Origin of the sequence: Novosphingobium arvoryzae (assembly GCF_014652615.1) — a bacterium.
Classification (GTDB): domain Bacteria; phylum Pseudomonadota; class Alphaproteobacteria; order Sphingomonadales; family Sphingomonadaceae; genus Novosphingobium; species Novosphingobium arvoryzae.
In genome coordinates this window covers 505897-529030 of sequence record NZ_BMZD01000001.1, presented here as the reverse complement: position 1 = coordinate 529030, position 23134 = coordinate 505897, and the positions used below count along the sequence as shown (strand labels likewise).

The window sequence follows — 23134 nt, the reverse complement described above, 5'->3', positions numbered from 1 at the left end:
AATGCGCCTGTCCGCGCCCCGGATCGCCCCGCTGACCGATGCGGAGCTGACCCCGGAGGCGCGGGCAGCGCTGGACGCGGTCCCCGAATTCGCTCGCGCGTTCAATATCTTCCGAACCCAGGCGCACAAGCCCGCCGCGCTCACCGCGTTCCTCGCCTGGGGCAACTACATCCTCTCCGCAACCAACGCCCTGCCCGCGCGCGAGCGTGAACTGGCGATCCTGCGCACCGGATATTTGTGCAAGGCGGGCTATGAATGGGCCCAGCACTGCCTGATCGGGCAGCAAGCCGGGCTGACCGGCACCGAAATTGCCACGATCAAGGTTGGAGCCGCTGCGCCTGGGTGGAGCCCGCTCGACGCCGCGATCCTGCGCGCCTGCGATGAGCTGGTGCTAGACCACTTCATCACCGATCCCACCTGGGCCGCGCTGGCCGAGCTGGGCGACGAAGGCCGGATGGACCTGGTCTATACCGTCGGCCAGTACACCCAGGTCTCGATGCTGCTGAACAGCGCCGGGGTGCAGCTGGACGCGATCCTCACCCCCGATCCGGACCTCGATCATCTTTGAGCCTTTTCAGGGCTGACCTTGCCAAGGCCGGACGGTCCGCGCATCCTTGCGCCCGCGCTGTGGGGGGGACTGGGGCATGACCGGGCAACTCGGGATCATCGAAATTCTGGGCATCGCGGGCAGCGTCAGCCTGTTGTCGGGCTGGCGCCTGTACCTCTGCGTGCTGGCGACGGGCGCGGCGATGCGGCTGGGGGTGCTGCCGCTCCCCGAACATCTCGCCGCGCTCCAGATCCTCGCCAATCCGTGGGTCATGGGCGCGGCGGGGCTGGCGGCAGTCCTGGAATTCTTTGCCGACAAGGTGATGTGGCTCGATACCGTGTGGGACACCATCCACACGCTGGTGCGCCCGCTGGGCGGCGCGCTGCTGGCGCTGGCGGTGGTCGATCCGTCTGATCCGGCGACGCAGGCGATTGCCTTCATCCTCGGCGGCGGGGCCTCGCTGCTGGCGCATGGTGGCAAGGCCGGGGCGCGGGCCGTGGTCAACACCAGTCCCGAACCGTTCAGCAATATCGCGGTTTCCACGGCCGAGGACGTGGTGACCGGCGGGCTGCTGTTCCTCGCCTACCAATACCCGATAGCCGCCGGCGGCATCGCGCTGGCGCTGCTGGCGCTGACGGTCTGGCTGCTCCTGCTGGCCCGGCGGGTGCTGAAGCGCGTGTTTGCTGGGCCGGACCGCACGAGCTAGCCGGAATCCGTCACCCTGAACCTGGTTCAGGGTGACAGGTTCTGGCGGCTGCGGCTGCTTACGCCACCACCTTCAGCTGCGCGCGGTCGTGCTTGGCGATCCAGGCTTCGACGATGGGCGCGATCTTTTCGCGCCACTTGCTGCCGTTGAAGATGCCGTAATGGCCCACTTCCGGGGCGAGGTGATATTGCTTGCGCGCTTCCGGCAGGTTGGGGGTCAGGTGCAGCGACGCCTTGGTCTGGCCGATGCCGGAAATGTCGTCGCGCTCGCCCTCAATCGCCAGGATCGCGGTATCGGTGATCGCGCCCAGGTCCACCACCTTGCCGCGATGGACGAATTCGCCGTTGGGCAGCGAATGCTTTTGGAACACCACTTCGACCGTTTGCAGGTAATAGTCCGCGTTGAGATCGCAGACCGCGCGGTATTCATCATAGAACGCCTTGGTCGCGTCCGCGCTTTCGCCGTCGCCTTCAACCAGGTGCTTGAACATGTGGTAATGGCTGAGCATGTGGTTGCCCAGGTTCATGCTCATGAACCCGGCCAGCTGCATGAACCCCGGATAGACCCGGCGGCCCGCGCCCGGATACTGCAGCGGCACCGTGCCGATTACCGTGTGGCGGAACCATTCGATCGGGCGCTGCATGGCCAGGTCGTTGACCGTGGTCGGCGCCTCGCGCGTGTCGATCGGGCCGCCCATCATGGTCAGCGAGAGCGGGCGGCAGGGGTGCTTGTCCGCCGCCATGATCGCGGTGGCGGCAAACGTGGGAACCGAAGGCTGGCACACCGCCAGCGCATGCGCGCCGGGACCGATATGCTCGAAGAACTCGATCAGGTAGTCGATATAGTCGTCCAGATCGAAGCTGCCCGCGCTCAGCGGAACCATCTTCGCATCGGCCCAGTCGGTGATGTAGACTTCGCACCGCTCGATCATCCGGGCGACCGTGCCGCGCAGCAGCGTGGCGAAGTGGCCGCTCATCGGCGCCACGATGAACAGGCGCGGGGCGTTTTCGGGCAGGCCGGTGTGCGTGAAGCGCAGCAGGTTGCCGAACGGCTTGTGCATCACGATGGCTTCGGTGACCGGGAAGGTCTGCCCGTCCACCGTCACGGATTCGATGTCGAACGCGGGCTTGCCATAGCTGGCGGTGGCGTGCGCGAACACTTCCAGCGCCGATGCCATGATCGATCCGCCCGCCCCGTAACCAAACGGCAGCGCAGGGTTGCCCAGCATTTCCGCCCCGATCGAGGCCCAGCTGCTGGCGGCGTTCATCCAGGAACGCTGCAATTCATAAGCGGTGTAAAGCACGTCTCGTAAACCTCCTGCGCCCGGTTTTTCCGGCGTGTTTGGAGCACCGTGACTCGATTCGCACGATTGTGCAATGGCGAAATGAGTTCGCACTCGCACAATGAAACGTATTTGGCACTTACGGCGCGTTTCCACTGTGCTAGGGGGCGCAGCCATGAGTTCGCAAACCCAGCCCGCCAACGCTGCGGAGCAGCCTGCCACCGAAGCCAAGCCCGCCCGCAGCCTGGGTCCGCTGCGGATGATCTGGCGCGAAACCGCGAAGTATCCGCGCCAGGTCGCTTTCGCGGCCGTCGCCCTGATGGTCACCGCCACTGCCACGCTGGCGATTCCGGCCGGTTTCCGCCTGATCATCGACCGCGGCTTTGCCGAGGGCGGCGATCCGGAGAGCATCGGGCGCTGGTTCCGCTATCTGCTGCTGATCGTCGGCGTGCTGGGGCTGGGCACCGCGACGCGGTTCTATTTCGTGTCGTGGCTGGGTGAGCGCGTGGTGGCCGACATCCGCCTGAAAGTGCAGCAGAACCTGCTGCGCCTGTCACCCGCCTTCTTTGAAGAGAACAGCCCCAGCGAAATCTCCTCGCGCATGACGTCGGACACGGCGCTGATCGAACAGGTGGTCGGCACCACGGTATCGGTCGCCCTGCGCAACCTGATCATGGGCGTGCTGGGCATCGCCTATCTGTTCGCGCTGGCGCCGCGCCTGGCGCTGGGGCTGCTGGTGGGCATTCCGCTGGTGGTCCTGCCGATCGTCTGGTTCGGGCGGCGGCTGCGCAACATCTCGCGCACCAGCCAGGACCGGGTAGCCGACATCGGCTCGATGGTGTCGGAAATCCTGGGCGGCATGAAGATTGTCCAGGCGTTCAACCAGGAAGGGCGCGAGCTGGACCGCTTTGCCGGTGCGGTCGAGGCAACCTTCACCACCGCCCGCCGCCGCATCCTGCTCCGCGCGGTGATGACTGCGATGGCAATCATGATGATCTTCGGGGCCATCGTGATGCTGGTCTGGGAAGGCGCGGAAGGCGTGGCCGCCGGGACCATTTCGGGCGGGACGATCTTTGCCTTCGTGGTCACCGCCGGGATCGTCGCCGGTGCGTTTGGCGCGCTGACCGAGGTCTATGGCGATCTGCTGCGCGGCGCGGGTGCCGCCGGCCGCCTGAACGAATTGCTCAACGAAAAGCCCACCATCGCCGCCCCCGCGCGCCCGCTGGCGCTGCCGGTGCCGGCACGCGGCAAGCTGGCGTTCGAACAAGTCAATTTCCGCTACCCCACCCGTCTGGAAACCGCCGCGCTGGCCGATTTTTCGCTGACCATCGAGCCGGGCGAGACGGTCGCCATTGTCGGCCCCTCGGGCGCGGGCAAGTCCACCCTGTTCCAGCTGGCAGAGCGGTTTTACGATCCGCAATCGGGCACGATCAAGCTGGACGGCGTGCCCCTGACCGCGGTCGACCCCGCCGAAATCCGCCGCCGCATCGCGCTGGTGCCGCAGGAAGGCATGCTGTTTGCCGCCAGTGCGCGCGACAACCTGCGCTATGGCAACTGGGACGCCAACGACGAGGACATCTGGACCGCCGCCGCCGCCGCCAATGCCGAAAGCTTCCTGCGCGAACTGCCCGCCGGGCTCGACACGTTCCTGGGTGAAAACGGCGCGCGCCTGTCGGGCGGGCAGCGTCAACGCATGGCGATTGCCCGCGCGCTGCTGCGCGACGCGCCGATCCTGCTGCTGGACGAGGCGACCAGCGCGCTCGACGCCGAAAGCGAGCGGCTGGTGCAGGATGCGCTCGACCGGCTGATGGCCAGCCGCACCACGCTGGTGATCGCCCACCGCCTTGCCACCGTGCGACAAGCGGACCGGATCGTGGTGATGGACAAGGGTCGGATCGTCGAAACCGGCACCCACGACGCGCTGAGCAAGGCGGGCGGGCTCTATGCGCGCCTCGCCGCGTTGCAGTTTGACGACCGGGCTGGCGCTTCCGTCGAATAGCAGTCCGGCGCGCTGGCGCCCCCCGGCAGGAACGCGGCAACGAAACACCGCAATCACCTGCAATCACAAGGGGCCGCCATGCTGAAATCCGTTGTAACCCTGCTGTCCGCCAGCGCGCTTGCCGCCGCGCTGGCTACCCCGGCGCTGGCCAAGGATGCGCCTGCGCCCGCCGTTGCCGAAACCGCCAAGGCCTCTGATGCCAAATCTGCTGATGATTGGGGCTGGGGTATCAAGACCGCCAACATGGACACCTCGGTCAAGCCGGGCGACGATTTCAACCGCTTCGTCAACGGCAAGTGGCTCGACACCACCGAAATCCCGGCCGACCGCACCACCAGCGGCGCGTTCGCGGACCTGCGCGACCTGTCGGAAGAACGGATGCACGCCATCCTCGAGGAAATCGCCAAGGGCACCCACGCCCCCGGCAGCCCCGAAGCGCGCGTTGCCGCGGTCTACAAGGCCTACATGAACACCGACGCGATCGAGCAGGCGGGCCTGGCCCCGGCCTATCCGACGCTGGAAAAGATCTATGCCGCAAAGACCCTGACCGATCTGGTCACGCTGTTCGCGCAGCCGGGGGTCGATTCGCCGATCGGGCTGGGCGTTTCGCCCGACGCCAAGGACAGCCGCGTCAACGCGCTCTATGCCGGACAGGCCCGGCTGGGGCTGCCCGACCGCGATTACTATCTGGTCGATTCGCCCCGCAACAAGGACATCACCACCAAGTACAAGGCTTACCTGGCCTTCCTCGCCGGCGAACTGGGCTATGCCGATCCCGCGGCGACGGCCGAAGTCATCTTCCAGCTGGAAAAGAAGATGGCCGCGCAGAACTGGGACCGGGCGCTGGGCCGCAACCGCGACCTGACCTACAACAAGATGCCGGTGGCCGAATTCCTTGCGCTCGCGCCCGAAGTGCCGCTCAAGGCCGCGCTCGATGCATTGGGCGTCGGCGCTGCGGAACACATCATCGTCGCGCAGTTACCGCCGACCAAGGAAGAACTCGCCGCCGCGAAGTACACCCCCGAAATGGCCGCCAAGCTGGGTGGCGGGGTGCCCGCGCTGGCCAAGCTGATTGCCAGCGAGCCGCTGTCCGCCTGGCAGGCCTGGCTGGCCGTGCAGTATGTCTCGGGCCGGGCGGGCGTGCTGCCCAAGCGCTTCGACGAGGCACAGTTCGCGTTCTATGGCACCGTGCTGGGCGGCCAGCCGCAGCAGCGCCCGCGCTGGAAGCGGGCCATCGGCGCGGTCGAAGGGACGCTGGGCGAACTGTCGGGCAAGATCTATGTCGAGCGGCACTTCCCCGCCACCCACAAGGCGGCGATGGACAAGCTGGTGGGCAACCTGCGCGCCGCGATGGCCTATAACCTGGCTAACCTGAAGTGGATGGGACCGGAAACCCGCGTGCAGGCCAAGGCCAAGCTGGACGCATTCTCGCTGAAGATCGGGCACCCGGACACCTACAAGTCCTATCCCGGACTGGACGTGACCGAAACCAGTGCCTTCGCGAACGCCGAAGCGGCGACCCGCTGGTTCCAGCAGGACCGCATCCAGCGGCTGGGCAAGCCGGTGGACCGCACCGAATGGTTCATGCTGCCGCAGACGGTGAACGCCTATTACAACCCGTCGGGCAACGAGATCGTGTTCCCCGCCGCGATCCTGCAGCCGCCGTTCTTCAACCTGTCGGCCGACGACGCGGTCAACTATGGCGCGATCGGCGCGGTGATCGGCCATGAAATCGGCCACGGCTTCGACGATCAGGGCTCCAAGTCCGATGGCGACGGCAACTTGCGCAACTGGTGGACCGATGCGGACCGCGCGGCATTCGAAAAGCTGACCAGCGCGCTCGTGGGCCAGTACAACCAGCTCTGCCCGCTGGACGATGGCAAGACCTGCATCAACGGGCGGCTGGCGCTGGGCGAGAACATCGGCGACGTGGGCGGGCTCAGCCTGGCCTACCGCGCCTACAAGATGGCGCTGAACGGCAAGGAGCCCCCGGTGATCGACGGCTTCACCGGCGACCAGCGCTTCTTCATGGCCTGGGCGCAGGTCTGGCGGATCAAGTTCCGCGAAGCCGCACTGCGTCAGCAGTTGCAGACCGGCCCGCACTCGCCGGGGATGTACCGCATCCTGGGCGTGGTCCGGAATTTCGACGAATGGCACAAGGCCTTCAACGTCCAGCCGGGCGACAAGCTGTACCTGCCGCCCGAAGAACGCATCCGGATCTGGTAAAAAATTGTTGCAGCGCAGCGGACGCGGCTTGACTTAAGCGCGTCCGCCGCGTTCATCGCGTTCCCATGGATACTACGATCACCGCCATCCTCCTCGGCATTGTCGAGGGTCTGACTGAATTCATTCCCGTTTCGTCGACCGGGCATTTGATCCTGGCCTCCGAAATCTTCGGATACGATGCCGATACGTGGAAAGTATTCAACGTCGTCATTCAGCTGGGCGCGATCCTGGCGGTGGTGGTACAGTACTGGCGCACGTTCTGGGCCGTGGGCATGGGCCTGACCCGGCTGGAACCGATGAGCCTGATCTTCATCCGCAACATCCTGCTGGGCTTCCTGCCCTCCGCGGTGCTGGGGCTGCTGCTGAAGGATTACATCGACATCATGCTGGGCAGCCCGATGATCGTCGGCTGGGCGCTGGTGCTGGGCGGGATCGCGATCCTCGCCATCGAAAAGATCGCCAAGCCCGGCCCGGCCAGCGGCGTGGCACAGTTGCCCGTGCGGCAGGCGCTGGGCGTCGGGCTGTTCCAGTGCATTTCGATGATCCCCGGCGTCAGCCGCAGCGGCGCGACCATCATGGGCGCACTGGCGATGGGGATCGAGCGGCGCACGGCCGCCGAATTCAGCTTTTTCCTGGCGATCCCGACGATGATGGGCGCGACCACGCTGGAACTGTGGGACAACCGCGCCGCGCTGGCCGCCGGCAGTGGTCCGGTGGGCTGGAGCGAGATCGCGATCGGCTTTGTCGTGGCGTTCGTGGTCGCGCTGGCCGTGATCAAGGCCTTCGTCGCCTATGTCAGCAAGGCCGGGTTCGCGCCGTTCGCGTGGTACCGGATCGTCGCGGGCATCCTCGCGATCTGGCTGCTGTCGCGTTAGAATCTGTTCCACTGCCGTGGAAACGGCACCGGCCCACTCCCCGCCCGGCCACCCAACGGAATTGTACGCTGTGGGTGGCCGGGCGGGGGAGTGGGCCGGTGCCGCAGCTGATTCAGTGAAACTGAAGCAGGCTCTGGATCGCCATCACTAAACCGGTTTCGCCCCGCTGCCGCGTCCGCCGCGCAGGAGGTATTCCTGCGTCCCCCGGTGCAGCACGTCATCGACGTCGATCACCGCGCTGTTGGCATAGGTGAAGCCCGGCGGCAGCGAGCGGTAAAGCCGGTCGAAATCGCGGTCGACCGTGTCGTGATACAGCGCGTCAAAGCTTTCGATCACGAAATAGGTCGGCTGCAGATCGTCGATCACGTAATCGGTGCGCATCACCCGGTCGACGTTGAGCATGATCCGGTTGGGCGACTGCGCCTCCACCGCGAACACCGCCTCGGTCGGGCCGGACAGGATGCCCGCGCCGTAAGCCCGGATGCCGTCCGCTTCCTGGATGAGGCCGAACTCCACCGTGTACCAATAGAGCGCGCCCAGCGATTTCAGCCGGTTGTGGCGCATCGCCTTCCACCCGGCGCGGCCATATTCCTGCATGTAATCGGCATAAGTGGGGTCGGCCAGCATCGGCACGTGCCCGAACACGTCGTGGAACACGTCCGGTTCCTGGATGTAGTCCAGCGAATCGGCCCCGCGAATGAAGTTCCCCGCCGGGAAGCGGCGGTTGGCCAGATGCCAGAAGAACACGTGATCCGGGATCAACATCGGCACCGGCGCCACGCTCCACCCGGTCAGCGCGCCGAGTTCCTCGGACAGGCGGGCAAAGTCCGGCACCCCGCCCCGCCCCAGGTCGAGCCGCTCCAGCCCGGCCATGAAGGCACTGGCGGCCCGGCCCGGCAGAACCTCCAGCTGGCGGGCATAGAGCGTGTCCCACACCGCGTGCTCCGCCGGGGAATAGCGGCGCTGGGCTGGCTCCAGCCAGTCCTCGCCCACATGGGCCGGGCGCTGCAGCGGCGCGGTAAACACGCCCGCTCCCATTTCCGGCAGGCGGGTATAATCGGTCGGGTTCTGGTCGGCGGCGTTGGTCATGGTTACAAATGCAACCATATCACTGCCTGCGGCGGGCGGCAACCATCCGGCGCGGCGCGAAAAGGCCAATCCGCGCATCGACTCGCCTTGACTTCCCGGCGGTTCTGCCGCAATGGCGCGGACCTTGAAGGGCGGCGTCCGGGGATTCCCGATGCGCCGCCCATACAGTTTTGCACGGCTTTCGGGCCGAATCGGAAAGTTACAGGACAACCGCAATGGCGAAGCCCGCAACCGTCAAGATCCGGCTGGTCTCCACCGCCGACACCGGCTTTTTCTACGTCACGAAGAAGAACCCGCGCAACTCGACCGAGAAGTTCACGTTCAAGAAGTACGACCCGGTCGTGCGCAAGCACGTGGAATTCAAGGAAGCCAAGATCAAGTAAGGTTCATGGCGAGTTCAAGCCCCTGCGGTTAGCAGCCAGGCCATGAACCCGATGAAACTTCCTTTGATCCGCTCTTTCGCAAGTGCCGCCGCTTCGGCGGCGCTTGTCGTTTCCGCGACCGCTGTTTCGCTGGCGCCGGCCCCGCTCAGCGCGCAGGCCGCCACTGGCCCTGCCGCTTCGGGCCAAGCCGCCAGCGCCCAGTCCGATCTGGCCGGAGCGGTCGCCGCCTTGCGCGCCATCGGCACGATGCGCGCGGATTTCGTGCAGTCCGATCGCAACGGCCGCCAGGTGCGCGGCGTGCTGACGCTCAAGCGCCCCGGCAAGATCCGCTTCCAGTACGAAAAAGGCGTGCCGATGCTGATCGTGGCAGATGGCAGCGCGCTGACCTTCGTTGATTACGAAGTCCGCCAGGTCCAGCGCTGGCCGATCAAGAACAGCCCGCTGGGTGCGCTGCTCGATCCCAATCGCGATGTGATGAAGTATGGCAAGCTGATGCCCACGGGCAATCGCCAGATCGTCAGCATCGAAGTGCGCGACAAGGCACACCCGGAATATGGCGTGATCACGCTGGTCTTCATCCGCAAGCCCGGCGCGCCGGGCGGGCTGGAACTGTCCAGCTGGGCGAGCCTCGACTCGCAGAACACCCGCACGGTCGTTTCGCTGTCGAATCAGCAATACGGCGTGTCTGTGCCGGACAGCACCTTCCGCTACAACGACCCGCGCCGCCCGGTTCGGCGCTGATTGGCCACGCCTTGACGCAGGGTGTGCCAGGCCTGCGACAAACTGCGACAAATCCGTTCAGGTTGTTCATGGGCCAGCAAGCGAACCGGTAGTATACGTAATCTTGTCAGCGCGGCCTGAGGCGGGTTTCCCCCCTGTTGCCCAAGCCTCCACACAGGCGCGCAGACAGCGTGACGAACGCAAAAAGGAACCCTCGGTCCATTGCCCCCGGACCGAGGGTTTTCTTTTGTTGGGGCTGTGGATTGTCCCATGCCGGGCTGCGAACGCGGGCGTTCTGCGCTTCCGGTGCTCACGACCCAAAAGGTCGCTGCGCGCCGGTTCTCGAACACCCACATTCTCGCTCCGGCCTGAACCAATCCCGGTTCAGGAAAACCGTGCCAATAGTCCCTCCTCTTTAGAGGGAGCGGTCACGCGCAACCTGCTCCACTACCCCATCCCAACCCATTGCCCCGCCGCGCTGCCCACCCTATGGCGATGGGCATGGTCTCTATCGCTACCTGGAACATCAATTCCGTCCGTCTGCGCGCCGATCAGGTTGAGCGGTTTCTGAGGCAGGAGGCGCCGGACGTGCTGTGCCTGCAAGAGATCAAGACCGAGGAAAAGCACTTCCCCCACGCCGTGTTCGAAGCGGCGGGCTATGCCCACCGCGCGGTGCATGGGCAAAAGGGCTATCACGGCGTTGCCACGGTCAGCCGCATCCCCCTGCGCGAGGTCAGCCGGCATGACTGGCAGGACAATGGTGAGGCACGGCACGTGGGCGTGGAATTGCTCGGCCCCGGTCAGGGGCTGATCGTGGAAAACGTCTATATCCCCGCTGGCGGCGACATTCCCGACCGCGAGGCCAACCCCAAGTTCGGGCAGAAGCTGGACTTCCTGGGCCGGATGACCCGCTGGGCCGAGGCGCTGGATCGTCCGACCCTGATCGTCGGCGATTTCAACATCGCCCCGCTCGATTGCGACGTTTACGATCACAAGGCCCTGCTGAAAGTGGTCAGCCACACGCCTATCGAGGTGGAAACGCTGGGCCAGTTCCGCGACGCGCATGGCTGGGTGGACCTGGGCCGCCAGTTCATTCCCGCGCCGCAGCGCAACTATTCGTGGTGGTCGTACCGCTCGTACTGGCGCGACAAGGACCAGGGGCGGCGGCTCGATCACATGTGGGCCTCGCCCGATGTGGCAACGCAGGCACGCGGCCACCGGATCGTCGAGGAAACCCGCAAGTGGGACCAGCCATCGGACCACGTGCCGCTGATTACCGAGTTCGATCTGTGACCAGCCCTGCCCGCCGCGCCGCGCTGGCGATCGATGCCCTGCGCCACGGCTGGCCGATCCGGCTGGACGGGCGCATGACCCTGCTGCCCGCCGAAACCGGCTTTGCCCCCGGTGCCACCGCCCGGACCATGCTGATTTCCGCCGCACGCGCGGTAACGCTGAAGCTGGCCAACCAGCGCGATGCCGCCGTGCCCGAAGCCCCGGTGCTGATCCGCGCCGCCGATCCTTTCGACCTGCCGACAGCGCGGGCGCTGGCCGATCCGGCGCTGGACTTGCGCTATCCCATGAAGGGTCCGTTCCGGGCCGAGCCGCTGGATGATCCGGCGCTGGCCGCAGCGGGGATGGAACTGGCGCGGCTGGCCGGGATCCTGCCCGCGTTCCTGGTCGATCCGGACGGCTTGAGCGAAGCGCAGGACGTCAGCCCCGCCGACCTCACCGACTGGAAGGACACCGTCCACCTCGCCATTGCCACCCGCGCGCGCCTGCCGGTGGCGGCGGCGGAAGACGCGGAGATCGTCGCGTTCCGCGCGGCCGATGACTTGCGCGAGCATGTCGCGCTGGTGATCGGCACCCAGAACGCGGACCGCGCGCCGCTGGTGCGGCTCCATTCCGAATGCCTGACCGGCGACATCCTTGGCAGCCTGAAGTGCGATTGCGGCCCGCAGCTGGATGCCGCCCTGCGTGCCATGGCGGACGAGGCCCGCGCGGGCGGCTGGGGGGTGCTGCTGTACCTGCGCCAGGAAGGGCGCGGGATCGGCCTGATCAACAAGCTGCGCGCCTATCGCCTGCAGGATCAGGGGTTCGATACGGTCGATGCCAACAACCGGCTGGGCCTGCCGACCGAAGCGCGCGATTTTCCGGTCGCGGCGCGGATGCTGGAGCTGCTGGGCGTCGGCGCGATCCGGCTGATGACCAACAACCCGGCCAAGGTCGCCGCGCTGGAAGCGACCGGCGTGACCGTGACCCAGCGGGTGCCGCACCAGCTGCCGCCCAATCCGCACAATGCCCGCTATCTGGAAACCAAGCGCGACCGCACCGGGCATATCCTGAGTTGAAGGCGAACGAGAAAATGGGGGGGAAAGCGATGCAGATCAGGCGCGTGGCGATCGACACTCACCCCGAAAACACCGCGTTCCTGCTGCGCGAAGGCAACGGCTACTCGCCCGAACAGTTCCAGGCGCTGCGCAAGATCGAGATCGGCAACGGCAGCGTCTCGATCCTGGCAACGCTGGCCATCGTCGATGACAACTGCCTGCTGGAACCGGGCCAGATCGGCCTGGGTGAGCAGGCCTTTCGCCGCCTTGGCCTGCCAGAGGGCAGCGAAGTCACCTTTCGGCAGGCCCCTGTGCCGCCCAGCCTGGAACTGGTCCGCCGCAAGATCGACGGCGATACGCTGGACGACGCCGCCATCGCCGCGATCATCCGCGACATTGCCGCCTATCGCTATTCCCCGATGGAAATCGGCGCATTTCTGGTCGCCTGCGCCGGGTTCATGACCACGCAGGAAACGCTGGCGCTGACCCGCGCGATGGCGGATGCGGGGCGGCAGATGCAATGGCCAGCCGAACTGGTGGTGGACAAGCACTGCATCGGCGGCATCCCGGGCAACCGCACCTCGATGATCGTCGTCCCGATCATCGCCGCGCACGGGCTGACCATGCCCAAGACCTCGTCCCGCGCGATCACCTCGCCATCGGGCACGGCCGACACGATGGAAGTGCTGGCGGCAGTCGACCTGCCCGAAGATCGGCTGGTCGAAGTCGTGCGGCAGGAACACGCGGTGCTGGCCTGGGGCGGGCGGGTGAACCTTTCCCCCGCTGACGATGTGCTGATCTCGGTCGAACGTCCGCTGCGGATCGACACGTTCGAACAGATGGTCGCCTCGATCCTGTCCAAGAAACTGGCCGCGGGATCGACTCACCTGGTGGTGGACATCCCGGTCGGCCCCAGCGCCAAGGTCCGCTCCCGACGCGAAGCGATCCGCCTGCGCAAGCTGTTCGAATATGTCGGGACCAAGCTGGGGCTGGTGCTGGACGTGGTATTCACCGACGGTTCGCAGCCGATTGGCCGGGGCATCGGCCCGGTGCTGGAAGCGCGCGACGTGATGGCGGTGCTGCGCGGCGATCCCGACGCGCCGGAGGACTTGCGCGACCGCTCGCTGCTGCTGGCCGGGCACGTGCTGGAATTCGATCCCGCGCTTGAAGGCGGGCAGGGCTATGCCCGCGCGTGCGAACTGCTGGAATCCGGCGCGGCGCTGGCGGCAATGGAACGGTTGATCGACGCGCAGGGCCGAAGAGCCACCACGCTGCAACCCGGCGAGCATCGCCACGAAGTCCGCTCGCACCAGTTCGGCACCATCACCGCGATCGACTGCCACCTGATCGCCCGGATCGCGCGGCTCGCCGGGGCGCCGATGGACAAGGGCGCGGGGATCGATCTGCTGCGCAAGGTGGGCGATACCGTGCGGCCGGAAGACGTGCTCTATCGCATCCACGCCCATTCGGACACCGGCCTGCATTACGCCCGCGATCTGGCCGAGGGCGATTCCGGCTATACGATCACGCCATGAGCGCGGCGATCTTTGCCTTTCCGGAAATGCTGGCGCAGGCCGAAGCGCTGGGGCGCCGCTGCGCCGTGCCGGTGCATCCCGTGGGGGTGCGGCAGTTCCCCGATGGGGAAAGCCTGATCACAGCACCGGCCCATGGGGCGCACACTGCGCTGCTGCTGCGTTCGCTGGACGATCCCAACGCCAAGCTGGTCGAGCTGCTGCTGGCCAGCGCGGCGCTGCGCGATGGCGGCGTGCGCCGCGTGATCCTGATCGCGCCCTACCTGGCCTACATGCGGCAGGACATGGCATTTCATCCGGGCGAGGCGGTGAGCCAGCAGGTGATCGGGGGGCTGCTGGCGCAGTGGTTCGACGGCGTGGTCACGGTCGACCCGCACCTCCACCGGATCGAGCGGCTGGATCAGGCCATTCCCGGCATCCCGGCGCTGGCCCTCTCCGCCGCGCCCGCGCTCGTCGCGGCGCTGGCCGAGGAACTCGATCCCGCCACGGTGCTGGTCGGGCCGGACAGCGAATCCCGCCCGTGGGTTGAAAGCATCGCCGCGCCGCTGGGGCTGCACGTGCTGGTAGGCGAGAAAGTGCGCCACGGCGACCGGGCGGTGACGCTGGAGATTCCCGGCATTTCCGCCGTGCGGGATCGCCCGGCCCTGCTAGTCGACGATGTGATTTCCAGCGGCACCACCCTGATCGCCTGCGCCGATCTGCTGCGCGCGGCGGGGGCCAGCGGGATCGAGGCGGTGGCGACTCACGCGCTGGCCTCACCCGCCGACATGGCGCGCATGGGGGCGGCCGGCATAAGCCGCATTCGCGCGACCGACGCGACCACGCACCCGGCAGCCACCATCCCGCTGGCACGCGTGCTGGCCGATGCAATTCGCGCCGCCGGCTGGCTGGAAACGCCCTGACCGGTTGCACTGCGCGCCGCTTTGCGCAAAACGGCGGCCATGACCCAATTTGACCTCCCCGGTTTCGACCTGCCCGCCTTTATCCGCGCCACCCTTGACGAGGACCTAGGCCTTGGCCTGCCGGGCGGCGGGCATGACGTGACCAGCGAAAGCGTGATTCCGGCGGACGCAATGTTCACCGGGGTGATGGACAGCCGCGATGCGATCACGGTGGCGGGCCTGCCGGTGGCCGCCGCGTTCTTCCGCGCGCTCGATCCTGACATGCGAATCGAAGTGCTGGTGGAAGAAGGCGCGCGGGTGCCCGCCGGGACCGACCTGATGCGCCTGTCGGGCAAGGCGCGGGCGATGCTGACGGCGGAACGCTCCGCGCTCAACACCGTGCAGCACTTGTCGGGCATTGCCACGCTGACGCGCCAGTATGTCGATGCGATGCAGGGCAACGCCACCCTGCTCGACACGCGCAAGACCATTCCGGGGCTGCGCCACCTGGAAAAGTACGCGGTGCGGATGGGCGGCGGGCAGAACCACCGCATGGGCCTGTGGGACGCGGCGATGATCAAGGACAACCACGTTGCCGTCGCGGGCGGCGTGACCGAAGCGGTCCGGCGGGCGAAGGACGCCGGGATCAAGTGGATCATCTGCGAAGTGGACCGGGTCGACCAGATCGAAGCGGCGCTGGCGGGCGGCACCAGTCACCTGCTGTGCGACAACATGAACCCCGCCCAGCTGCGCGAAGCGGTGGCGCTGGTCGCCGGTCGCGTGCCGATCGAGGCATCGGGCGGGGTGCGGCTGGACACCATCGCCGAAATCGCCGCGACCGGCGTGACCTATGTCTCGGTCGGCCGCCTGACGCAAAGCGCGCCCGCTGCCGACATCGGACTGGATTTCAGCCCCCTGTGAAGCCAGCGGTGAAGCGCCTCGCGCTTGCGGTTCCGATCGCGCTGGCCGTGCCGGGAACGGCGCTGGCGCAGGCCTATCAATGCCGCGTACCCGACCGGATCGAGCTGCCCCGCCCGCCCCGGCAGGACAGCACTACGGTGCGCGCACCGGTCGCACGTTATACGCTGGCGGTCAGCTGGTCGCCGGAGTTCTGCCGCAGCCAGCGGGGCAAGGCGGCGAACGATTACCAGTGCAGCGGCAAGATCGGACGGTTCGGCTTCGTCCTGCACGGGCTGTGGCCCGAAGCCGCCAAAGGCCCGCCGCCGCAGTGGTGCGCGCTGGAGCCCCGCCCCAGCATCGAGGACATCCGCACCAACTTGTGTATGACCCCGGCCCCGTCGCTGCTGGAGCACGAGTGGGCCAAGCATGGCAGCTGCATGGCCGTAACCCCGGCGGGCTATTTCAAGGTGGCCAGCATCCTGTGGAATTCGCTGCGCCTGCCAGATGCGGACAAGCTGTCGCGCCGCGACGGCCTGACCGCTGCCGACCTGCGCCGCGAATTCGTGCGCCGCAATCCGGGCTTCACCGAACGCAGCGTGGGGCTGCAACTCAGCAACGGCGGCTGGCTGCGCGAGTTGCGGCTGTGCTATGACAAGGACTTCATGCCCACCCCCTGCCCGCCGCGCGGGTTTGGTCCGAAAGGTGCGGTCCCGCTGAAGATCTGGCGCGGGCTGTAACGCCGCAAAGAGAGCACCGAAAATGCCCGGAATTGATCCTTCCCTGCCGTTTCACCCGCTGGGCATGGCCGTGCTGACAATATCGGATACCCGCACGTTGGAAACCGACACATCGGGCGGCCTGCTGGCAGAGCGGCTGCAAACGGCAGGCCATGTCCTGCACGCCCGCGCCATCGTCACCGATGACATTCCCGCCATTCAGGCGTACTTGCGCGCTTGGCTGGCCCGCCCCGAGATCGAAGTGATCCTGACCACCGGCGGCACCGGCTTTTCCCCGCGCGACAACACGCCGGAAGCGGTGCGCCCGCTGCTGCGGCGGGAAATGGACGGATTTTCGATCGCCTTTCACCAGAAGAGCCTGACCACGGTTGGCGTGTCCTCCATGCAATCGCGCGCGCTGGCGGGGCAGGCGGGCGATGCCTTCATTTTCTGCGTGCCGGGTTCGACTGGCGCCTGCCGCGATGCCTGGGATGGCTTGCTGGAACTGGAGTGCGACAGCCGCCACCGCCCCTGCTCCATCGCCGGAGCGCTGCCCCGCCTGCGCGACGTCTGCGCATGATCACGTTCGACGCGGCACAGGCGCTGCTGGCCGGGGCGGTGCAGCCCTTGCCCGCCGAGAACGTGCCACTGATCGAAGCCGACGGGCGCGTGCTGGCGGAGCCGGTCCGTGCCGCGCTGGACGCCCCGCGCCGCGCCGTTTCCGCAATGGACGGCTATGCCCTGCGCGATGCAGACGCCGCCATTGGTGCAACGCTGCGCGTGATCGGCGAGAGCTTTGCCGGGGGCGCGTTGCCGCCACCGCTGGGCGCGGGCGAATGCGTGCGCATCTTCACCGGCGCGGCCCTGCCCGATGGAGCCGACCGGGTCATCATGCAGGAAAACTGCACCGCCGATGCGGGCGCGATGACCATCGCCCGTGAATACGGCCCCGGCTGGCACGTCCGCGCGGCAGGCAGCGATTTTCGCGCCGGGGACTTGCTGCTGCCGGCGGGGCGCCTGCTCGATCCCGGCGCAATCGTGACGCTGGCAGGGGCCGACCGGGACAGCGCACTGGTCCATGCCGCGCCGCGCGTGGCCCTGATCGCAACCGGCGATGAGCTAACCGCACCGGGAACAGCTCGCGACAATCCGCTGACGATCCCCGAATCCGTCTCGTTCGGCGTTGCCGCGCTGGCCCGGCAGCACGGCGCACGCATCGCGGCGCGGCTGCGCGGGACGGATGATCTGGCCGCGCTGACCGCGCTGGCGGGGCAGGCGCTGGAACAGGCCGATGTCGTGATCGTCACGGGCGGCGCATCGGTGGGCGAGCGGGACTTTGCCAAGCCGATGTTTGCCGCGCACGGGCTGGAACTGCTGTTCCCCAAAGTCGCGATCAAGCCGGGCAAGCCGGTCTGGCTGGGCCGGGCCAGCGGCCGCTGGGTGCTGGGCCTGCCGGGCAATCCGACTTCGGCAATGGTCACCGCGCGGTTATTTCTGGCCCCGCTGCTGGCCGCGCTGCAAGGGCGCGATCCTGCCGCAGTGCTGAACTGGCAGGACCATCCCCTTTCCGCCCCCCTGCCCGCCACGGGGGACCGCGAAACCTTCTGGCGCGCGCGCGGGCTGGCTGACGGGCTGGAGCCGGTGCGCAATCAGGATTCCGGCGCACAGGCCACGCTCGCCGCCGCCCAGTGGCTGATCCGCCGCGCTGCCGACAGCCCGGCGCTGGACGCGGGTCAGCCGGTCAGCGCCCTGCGCATCTGGCCCTAACGGACCTTTAGGCCGAGCTCACCCAGCAGCTGCCCGGCCTGCTCGCGCGAGATCGTCGCGCCGCGAAACTGGCGGGCGTCGACCAATCGCAACCCGCCCAGGTCCGCTCCGCGCAGGTCCGCACCGTCGAACCGCGCGCCCGCCACGTTGGCATCGCGCAAGCTGCATCCGTTGAATGTCGCTTCGCGGAAATCGCATTTACGCAGATCGGCTTGGGAAAAGTCGATCCGCTCCAGCACTTGCTGGCGGAAGGACAGGCCGACCAGCTTCGCATCGATCAGCAGCGTTTCCTCGAACGCCAGATCCATGGCGCGCGCATCGGTCAGGTCCGCGCCGGTCAGCTTGCAGCCCGCGAACCGCGCCGAGGTGAGCGCGGCGCGGCGGAACGCGGCGTTGTTGCAATCGCTCGCCCGGAACACCGCATCGCTGAGGTCGCTGCCGACAAAGCTGGCGAACCCTGCCCGGCACGATTGCCAGGCCGTGCGTTCCAGCACCGCGCCGGTAAAGTCCGAACGGCCCAGCTGGCACCGCTCGAACCGCCAGCCGGAAAGGTCCAGGCGGGTCAGGTCTTCGCCGGTCAGGTCACAGCTCAGCAGGTGCACCGGCCCCGCGGCCCGCAACCGCTCCAGATCGGCGCGGGTCAGGGTCTGGTCGGCAATGGTCTGGCTGGGCGTGGTCATGCCCCGCCCTAGCCGCGCCCCCGCGCTGGGCCAAGCGCCGCACGCTATTTGCCGGTGATCACCGCATGATCGGCCGCACTCACGGTATAGGTCACGAAATGCGCCGGTCCCGCCTTGGAGCGGATTTCGAAAACATAACGCGTCCCGACGCCCAGCTGGATCAGCGCCAGCGGGTTGATCGTGAAGGTCGCGCTGGACGGCACTTGTTGCACCGCCAGCCGCCCGCCGGTCAATGAAGTGGAGCTGTTGAGCGTGGGCTGGGTTCCGCCAGTGACAGTCCGCACCGCGCCAACCGCGATCGTCGCACTGGAGGGCGCGAGTTGCAGCACCACGCGGTCAGGCACGCGTGTGGTAACGACATGGGCCGGACACGATCCACGCAGGCGGTTCGTCATGCTGACCCGGACCCCGCCAGGCACCGCACTGGCGGTGAACGACGGATCGCAGCCATCGCTGGGGTTGACCGTCACCGGCACAACCTCGTTCTGGCCCGCCCAGCTGAACGTTACCGTGCCGCTGACGGGGGCGGCCACGTTAGCGGGTTGCAGCGGGGCTTCGGCCCGCAGCGGCGTGAAACGGCTATCCCAGCCGCCCATCAATTCGCGTTGATTGGCCGGATTGAGCGGTTCCCCGGCCAGCCAGCTACCCAGGGCCGAATCCGACAGCAAGACCCGCACCGGCCAGTTGGCTGTTTCAGGCAGCAGCGGCGCAGGATGAGTCACATGGAGCCGGGCAACCTCTCCGTGCACGATCCGCTGGGCAGAAGCGCTCACCACAAACCGGTCGAGCGGCTGGGCTACCACGCTGAACGGCAGCCCCTCGGCATAGTTCCGGTTATAGATCAGCTTCAGCGCATGGCGAACCTGGCGCTGGCTATCCGTCCCCTGAATCGGCACTTCCAGGCGCACGGTGTCGGTCCCGTTGGCAACGGCCCGCATCATGTTGGCGGTGACCGGGTCGACCCGCGGTTGCCCGTTCAGCACTTCAATCCCGTCCACCGCACTGGCCAGCGCTCTCGTGCTGGCGATGTCGTTGGGCGCGGTGGCCGCAGCACTCTCAACCTGCAAGGGTAATACGCAGCCTGCGGGCAGCGCCGTATCCAGTTGCACGTCAATTCGCACGATTCCGCGCTGCGCATGGCCGCCGATCACGCTGGCTTCATGCGGAAACCCGCTGCGGACGCGGTCCGGGTCGGTGCTGGCAGAGATGGCATAGGCCACGATCCGGGGCAAGGAGCGGCTGCCCGGCATCTCACCCGCACAGGCAAACGTCCCGGCGGACTGGGCATGCGCCGGTGTGGCCGGCAATCCGGATGCGGATAGCGCCACCAGCAGGAACAGGCGACGAAACTTGGCGGGCATGGACATTCTCCTGTGCCAGCTGAACCGAACCGGCTCAGCCGCGCGATGTGATGGTTACCGGCTGGGTCGGCGCGCGCACTTCGGTGCGGATGCATTCATCGCGGGTGCGCTGACTGTCGATCCGCAGCACTTCGCCCACCAGCCGGCAGCCCGGCGTGGGAGCAGCGGCCGTTTCGCCAATCGCGATGGTGTTGCTGGTGCCATCGGTGATCGCGGCTGTCCCGGTCGATCCAGTGCGCACGGGAGCGGACTCGCCGAAGGCAATCGTATTGCTGGCGCCGTCGACCACCGCCGTGGTCCCGCCGCGCCCCGGCAGGCAGGTGTCCGGCCCCGCCGCGACTGTCAGCGACGAGCCTGCCGGGCAGACCGGCACCGCCACCCGCTGCGCCGTGCAGCGCACCGCGACAACCCGCTGCGGCCCCGGCGCGGCGCTGGTTTCCAGGGTGAACCCGGCCGGGCAGGCAAAGAACGGCTGCGGCTCGGCCGAGGGGCTTCCGGCGGCCGGGGCAAACAGCAACGCAGCAAGGACGAGCGACATGGGCAGGACCTTTTCCGGATGCAGGCAGCCGGTGGCCCGGAGCCTGAGGAACGCCAGCAGGGTATGACCATGACCCGGAGCAGACAAGCCAAGCCCGCCCTGGGGGAAGTCTGCAACCGCCTTTGATATCAGGCATAATATTTTGTTTTCATGATATAATTCCCAGAAACTAGCCCAAATGGCCTAGCCCGTCGGGTGCGACATCTGGCCAATGGCGCGCGACAGCGGCGCTGCCACAGTAACGGCATCGGAATTGGAGATGCCGCCATGTATCGCACCGTCCTCGCCCTGATCCCCAGCGCCTTCGCGCTGGCGCTGCCGACCCCGGCGCTGGCCAACTGGGAAACGCTGGTCCACGTCCCCCAGAACACGCCCGATCGCTGCTCCTCGGATCAGAACAGCGGCGTGGTGCTGCTGAAGGCCAGCGAAAACCGCCCGCTGCGAATGGCGGCGGGCAGCAAGATCATGGTGGAGGTGTTCGGCCACGGGATCGACCTGCCGCGCACCTTCAGCATGGAAGGCGCGACCGTGACCTGGCAAGGCAGCACCGGCGGCGCGGAAAACGTGACCCGGCGCTGCGGCGCGATCGGATCGGTCAAGCTGTTCGTCAGCCTGCCCAACCCGCAGGCAGGCACACCGCTGGTGGGGGAACGCGCCACCGCACTGGTGATCGGTGATGTGCGGATACCGGTGACGGTCATCCTGCCTACCAGCTACGACCGGTTCGCCTGGCACCGGTTCAGCGGGCGCACCGATGGGGCCGCACTCTCGCCGCGCACGACCAATACTCCGTCCGGAACCACGACGGTTTCGTCCAGCCCATCGATCGCCCCCCCGCAGATCACGGTCCAGTCCGGCCCGACCTGCCAGGAAACGCAGACCTGCGGCGGTGGCGGAACCACCGGCTTCGTCGTCAACGGTCCGCGCGGCAGCACCGGGATCGCCCCGCGCGACGACTTCAAGGACAGGACGCTGGACCTGTGCATCCGGGGCCGCGGCGGCGACGTGCGGATTGCTGGCACCCGGCTGGAAATCATGCTGCCGGACGAACGCGGCGGCGATGTCCGCGATTGCCTGACCCGGCCGTCCTTTGCCGATGCTGATCAGCGCTATGTCCGCGCCGATGTGGTCGGCGTGCCGCTGAACACCACGGAACACATCCCGCAGATCCGGGCATCGGCGAGCGGCGGGTCCGAAGCGACGGCCAGCACGCTGCCCGAAGACAACGGCACCGCATCGATCCAGTTCAACCGCGATTTCATGCGGACCATGATCGGCGTGCGGAATTTCCGCCTGCTGGCAACCAACTTCGCCGGGCAGACCAAGGCGCTCGACGTGCGGGTCCAGTCGGTCGTGCCGTTCGGGGTAGAGGACATTTCCACGCCAACCCAGCTGGCCAGCACGGGCGGCATCCGCGTCCCGCGAATCGGTGGCGGCGGATCGGCAAGCCCGGCCCCGGCCGCGCCCGGTGCGCTGTCGTTCAGCCTCAACCTTGCCCCGTCGGATGCCGCCAGCCGCCCGCTGGTCTGGCAGGTACTGAACCCCACCGGCGGCACCGGCGGCTTTGCGGGGCTGTGCTTCGCCCAGACCGAGGGCACGCTCGCCCCGGCGGCTGGGGTCGACCGCGTCTCCGTTACCCTGACCCGCACCGCGAACACCGCCTGTCCCGGCAAGACCTTCGTGCTGGTGGCAGCGCCCAACGGCCGGCTGGATCACCAGCTCTATCGCAAGCGGCTGGAATTCACGCTGAAGTAAGCAGGGGGATCACCCGGTGAAGAGACTTGCCCACCCCGCCAGACTGCTGGGCGCCGCCGCCATCCTGGGAATGCTGCCACTGGCCGCGTCCCAGCTGAGGGCGGTGACCCAGTTCACCCCCGATCAGGGCGACAATGACGTCCGCGCGCTGGAGCAGGAGGTCGCGCAGCTGCGCAATCTAGTGAACCAGCTCCAGACTTCCAATGTCGACACGCAGATCAAGCTGGCCCGGCTGGAGGACAAGGTTGCGCCGCTGGAAACCGGCATTGGCCGGACGGCGCGCGACTTCACGATTGGCGGCGGCGACAACAACAAGACCATCACCATGAAGCTGGGGCGCTATTACCCGACTGGTATCGCAATGGACGGCAGGGACATGGTGCTGACCGCCGACACCATCGATCTGCGCGGCAAGGTCGTGCGGATCAGTGCCACCACCGCGATTTCGGTCAACGGCGGCGCAGTCGACATCGGCGGATCGAGCGTGAACGTGAAGGGATCGAAAGACTCCGTGATGAAGGGCAGCAAGGTGCTGGGGAACTGACGGTGCGCCGCCTGCTTCCTCCCCTGCACTCGCTGGCCGGCCTGATTGCGGCGCTGTGGCTGGCAGCGCCCGCCACCGCTGATCCGCCGCGCGTGGGCGAGCCGCCCCGCTGCCTCACCGCCAGCCACGAGCGGTTGTTGCTGCGCAAGGGCCGCGACATCTGCGCGCCCACGCTGAGCCGCAGCGGGCGGCCCACCGCCGCGGGGTTCATGCCGACCGACTGCGCCCTGCCGCACCAGACCTATCAGATTGACGCGGTCGGCCTGGCCGACCGTTGCCTCCCCCCGCACAAGACGGAGAAATGAC

Annotated in this window: 23 protein-coding genes; 18 read left to right on the top strand and 5 right to left on the bottom strand. The window is 67.4% G+C overall.

What is annotated here, in order from left to right; translation table 11 throughout:
- Position 1 precedes the first annotated feature (1 nt).
- Positions 2–568, top strand: a complete 567-nt coding sequence (locus IE113_RS02510; RefSeq protein WP_189538813.1) for a carboxymuconolactone decarboxylase family protein — start codon at positions 2–4, stop codon at positions 566–568.
- A gap of 76 nt (positions 569–644) precedes the next feature.
- The gene (locus IE113_RS02505) at positions 645–1253 is read left to right on the top strand and encodes a DUF4126 domain-containing protein (RefSeq protein WP_189538812.1); all 609 of its coding nucleotides are present in this window, start codon (positions 645–647) and stop codon (positions 1251–1253) included.
- Positions 1254–1311: 58 nt separating this feature from the next.
- Here IE113_RS02505 and IE113_RS02500 read toward each other — a convergent pair whose 3' ends face one another.
- Positions 1312–2556 (bottom strand): polyhydroxyalkanoate depolymerase, encoded by a 1245-nt coding sequence (locus IE113_RS02500; protein ID WP_189538811.1) that lies wholly within the window; start codon positions 2554–2556, stop codon positions 1312–1314.
- Positions 2557–2710: 154 nt separating this feature from the next.
- Between IE113_RS02500 and IE113_RS02495 the strand changes: the two genes are divergently transcribed.
- The 3 genes from IE113_RS02495 (at position 2711) to IE113_RS02485 (ending at position 7635) form a co-directional block, all read left to right on the top strand.
- Positions 2711–4534: an ABC transporter transmembrane domain-containing protein gene (locus IE113_RS02495; RefSeq protein WP_189538810.1), complete on the top strand. Its 1824-nt coding sequence runs from the start codon at positions 2711–2713 to the stop codon at positions 4532–4534.
- A 78-nt stretch (positions 4535–4612) separates the two neighbouring features.
- The gene (locus IE113_RS02490) at positions 4613–6760 is read left to right on the top strand and encodes a M13 family metallopeptidase (RefSeq protein ID WP_189538809.1); all 2148 of its coding nucleotides are present in this window, start codon (positions 4613–4615) and stop codon (positions 6758–6760) included.
- Between the two features lie 65 nt (positions 6761–6825).
- A complete protein-coding gene (locus IE113_RS02485) occupies positions 6826–7635 on the top strand; it encodes an undecaprenyl-diphosphate phosphatase (protein ID WP_189538808.1) in 810 nt (269 codons plus the stop codon).
- Between the two features lie 147 nt (positions 7636–7782).
- Here IE113_RS02485 and phhA read toward each other — a convergent pair whose 3' ends face one another.
- Positions 7783–8673 carry a phenylalanine 4-monooxygenase gene (gene phhA, locus IE113_RS02480; RefSeq protein ID WP_189538976.1) on the bottom strand — a complete coding sequence of 297 codons (891 nt, stop codon included), beginning with the start codon at positions 8671–8673 and terminating at the stop codon, positions 7783–7785.
- Positions 8674–8939: 266 nt separating this feature from the next.
- On the opposite strand from phhA, the gene rpmG reads away from it, so the two are divergent.
- The 10 genes from rpmG to IE113_RS02430 all read left to right on the top strand — a co-directional run bounded on the left by rpmG (position 8940) and on the right by IE113_RS02430 (position 17950).
- Positions 8940–9107 carry a 50S ribosomal protein L33 gene (gene rpmG / locus IE113_RS02475; RefSeq protein WP_028640675.1) on the top strand — a complete coding sequence of 56 codons (168 nt, stop codon included), beginning with the start codon at positions 8940–8942 and terminating at the stop codon, positions 9105–9107.
- Between the two features lie 42 nt (positions 9108–9149).
- Complete coding sequence (locus IE113_RS02470; protein WP_373297832.1) at positions 9150–9848, top strand: LolA family protein; 699 nt, start codon at positions 9150–9152, stop codon at positions 9846–9848.
- 480 nt (positions 9849–10328) lie between these two features.
- Positions 10329–11120, top strand: a complete 792-nt coding sequence (locus IE113_RS02465) for an exodeoxyribonuclease III (RefSeq protein WP_189538806.1) — start codon at positions 10329–10331, stop codon at positions 11118–11120.
- Positions 11117–12175, top strand: a complete 1059-nt coding sequence (ribA, locus tag IE113_RS02460; RefSeq protein ID WP_189538805.1) for a GTP cyclohydrolase II — start codon at positions 11117–11119, stop codon at positions 12173–12175. Before IE113_RS02465 ends, ribA begins: the two co-directional genes overlap by 4 nt.
- Before the next feature lie 29 nt (positions 12176–12204).
- Positions 12205–13689, top strand: a complete 1485-nt coding sequence (locus IE113_RS02455) for a thymidine phosphorylase family protein (protein WP_229822094.1) — start codon at positions 12205–12207, stop codon at positions 13687–13689.
- Positions 13686–14588: a ribose-phosphate diphosphokinase gene (locus IE113_RS02450; RefSeq protein WP_189538803.1), complete on the top strand. Its 903-nt coding sequence runs from the start codon at positions 13686–13688 to the stop codon at positions 14586–14588. Before IE113_RS02455 ends, IE113_RS02450 begins: the two co-directional genes overlap by 4 nt.
- Positions 14589–14627: 39 nt before the next feature.
- Positions 14628–15488, top strand: a complete 861-nt coding sequence (gene nadC / locus IE113_RS02445; RefSeq protein WP_189538802.1) for a carboxylating nicotinate-nucleotide diphosphorylase — start codon at positions 14628–14630, stop codon at positions 15486–15488.
- Between the two features lie 8 nt (positions 15489–15496).
- Entirely contained in the window at positions 15497–16204 is a 708-nt protein-coding gene (locus tag IE113_RS02440) for a ribonuclease T2 family protein (RefSeq protein ID WP_229822093.1), read from the top strand.
- Positions 16205–16226: 22 nt separating this feature from the next.
- Entirely contained in the window at positions 16227–16763 is a 537-nt protein-coding gene (locus tag IE113_RS02435; RefSeq protein ID WP_189538801.1) for a molybdenum cofactor synthesis domain-containing protein, read from the top strand.
- Positions 16760–17950 (top strand): molybdopterin molybdotransferase MoeA, encoded by a 1191-nt coding sequence (locus IE113_RS02430; RefSeq protein WP_189538800.1) that lies wholly within the window; start codon positions 16760–16762, stop codon positions 17948–17950. The genes IE113_RS02435 and IE113_RS02430 overlap by 4 nt, the downstream gene beginning before the upstream one ends.
- Here IE113_RS02430 and IE113_RS02425 read toward each other — a convergent pair.
- From IE113_RS02425 to IE113_RS02415, 3 genes are read right to left on the bottom strand one after another with little or no spacing between them, the layout of a single operon-like run.
- Entirely contained in the window at positions 17947–18630 is a 684-nt protein-coding gene (locus tag IE113_RS02425) for a pentapeptide repeat-containing protein (protein WP_189538799.1), read from the bottom strand. The two genes, IE113_RS02430 and IE113_RS02425, sit on opposite strands and share 4 nt — an antisense overlap.
- Before the next feature lie 44 nt (positions 18631–18674).
- Positions 18675–19991: a hypothetical protein gene (locus IE113_RS02420; RefSeq protein WP_189538798.1), complete on the bottom strand. Its 1317-nt coding sequence runs from the start codon at positions 19989–19991 to the stop codon at positions 18675–18677.
- A gap of 34 nt (positions 19992–20025) precedes the next feature.
- Positions 20026–20529 (bottom strand): DUF1559 family PulG-like putative transporter, encoded by a 504-nt coding sequence (locus tag IE113_RS02415; RefSeq protein WP_189538797.1) that lies wholly within the window; start codon positions 20527–20529, stop codon positions 20026–20028.
- A 267-nt stretch (positions 20530–20796) separates the two neighbouring features.
- On the opposite strand from IE113_RS02415, the gene IE113_RS02410 reads away from it, so the two are divergent.
- The 3 genes from IE113_RS02410 to IE113_RS02400 are packed head-to-tail and all read left to right on the top strand — an operon-like array spanning position 20797 to position 23133.
- Complete coding sequence (locus IE113_RS02410; RefSeq protein ID WP_189538796.1) at positions 20797–22284, top strand: hypothetical protein; 1488 nt, start codon at positions 20797–20799, stop codon at positions 22282–22284.
- Between the two features lie 16 nt (positions 22285–22300).
- Positions 22301–22828 carry a hypothetical protein gene (locus tag IE113_RS02405; protein WP_189538795.1) on the top strand — a complete coding sequence of 176 codons (528 nt, stop codon included), beginning with the start codon at positions 22301–22303 and terminating at the stop codon, positions 22826–22828.
- A 2-nt stretch (positions 22829–22830) separates the two neighbouring features.
- The gene (locus IE113_RS02400) at positions 22831–23133 is read left to right on the top strand and encodes a hypothetical protein (protein WP_189538794.1); all 303 of its coding nucleotides are present in this window, start codon (positions 22831–22833) and stop codon (positions 23131–23133) included.
- The last annotated feature ends 1 nt before the right edge of the window (position 23134 follow it).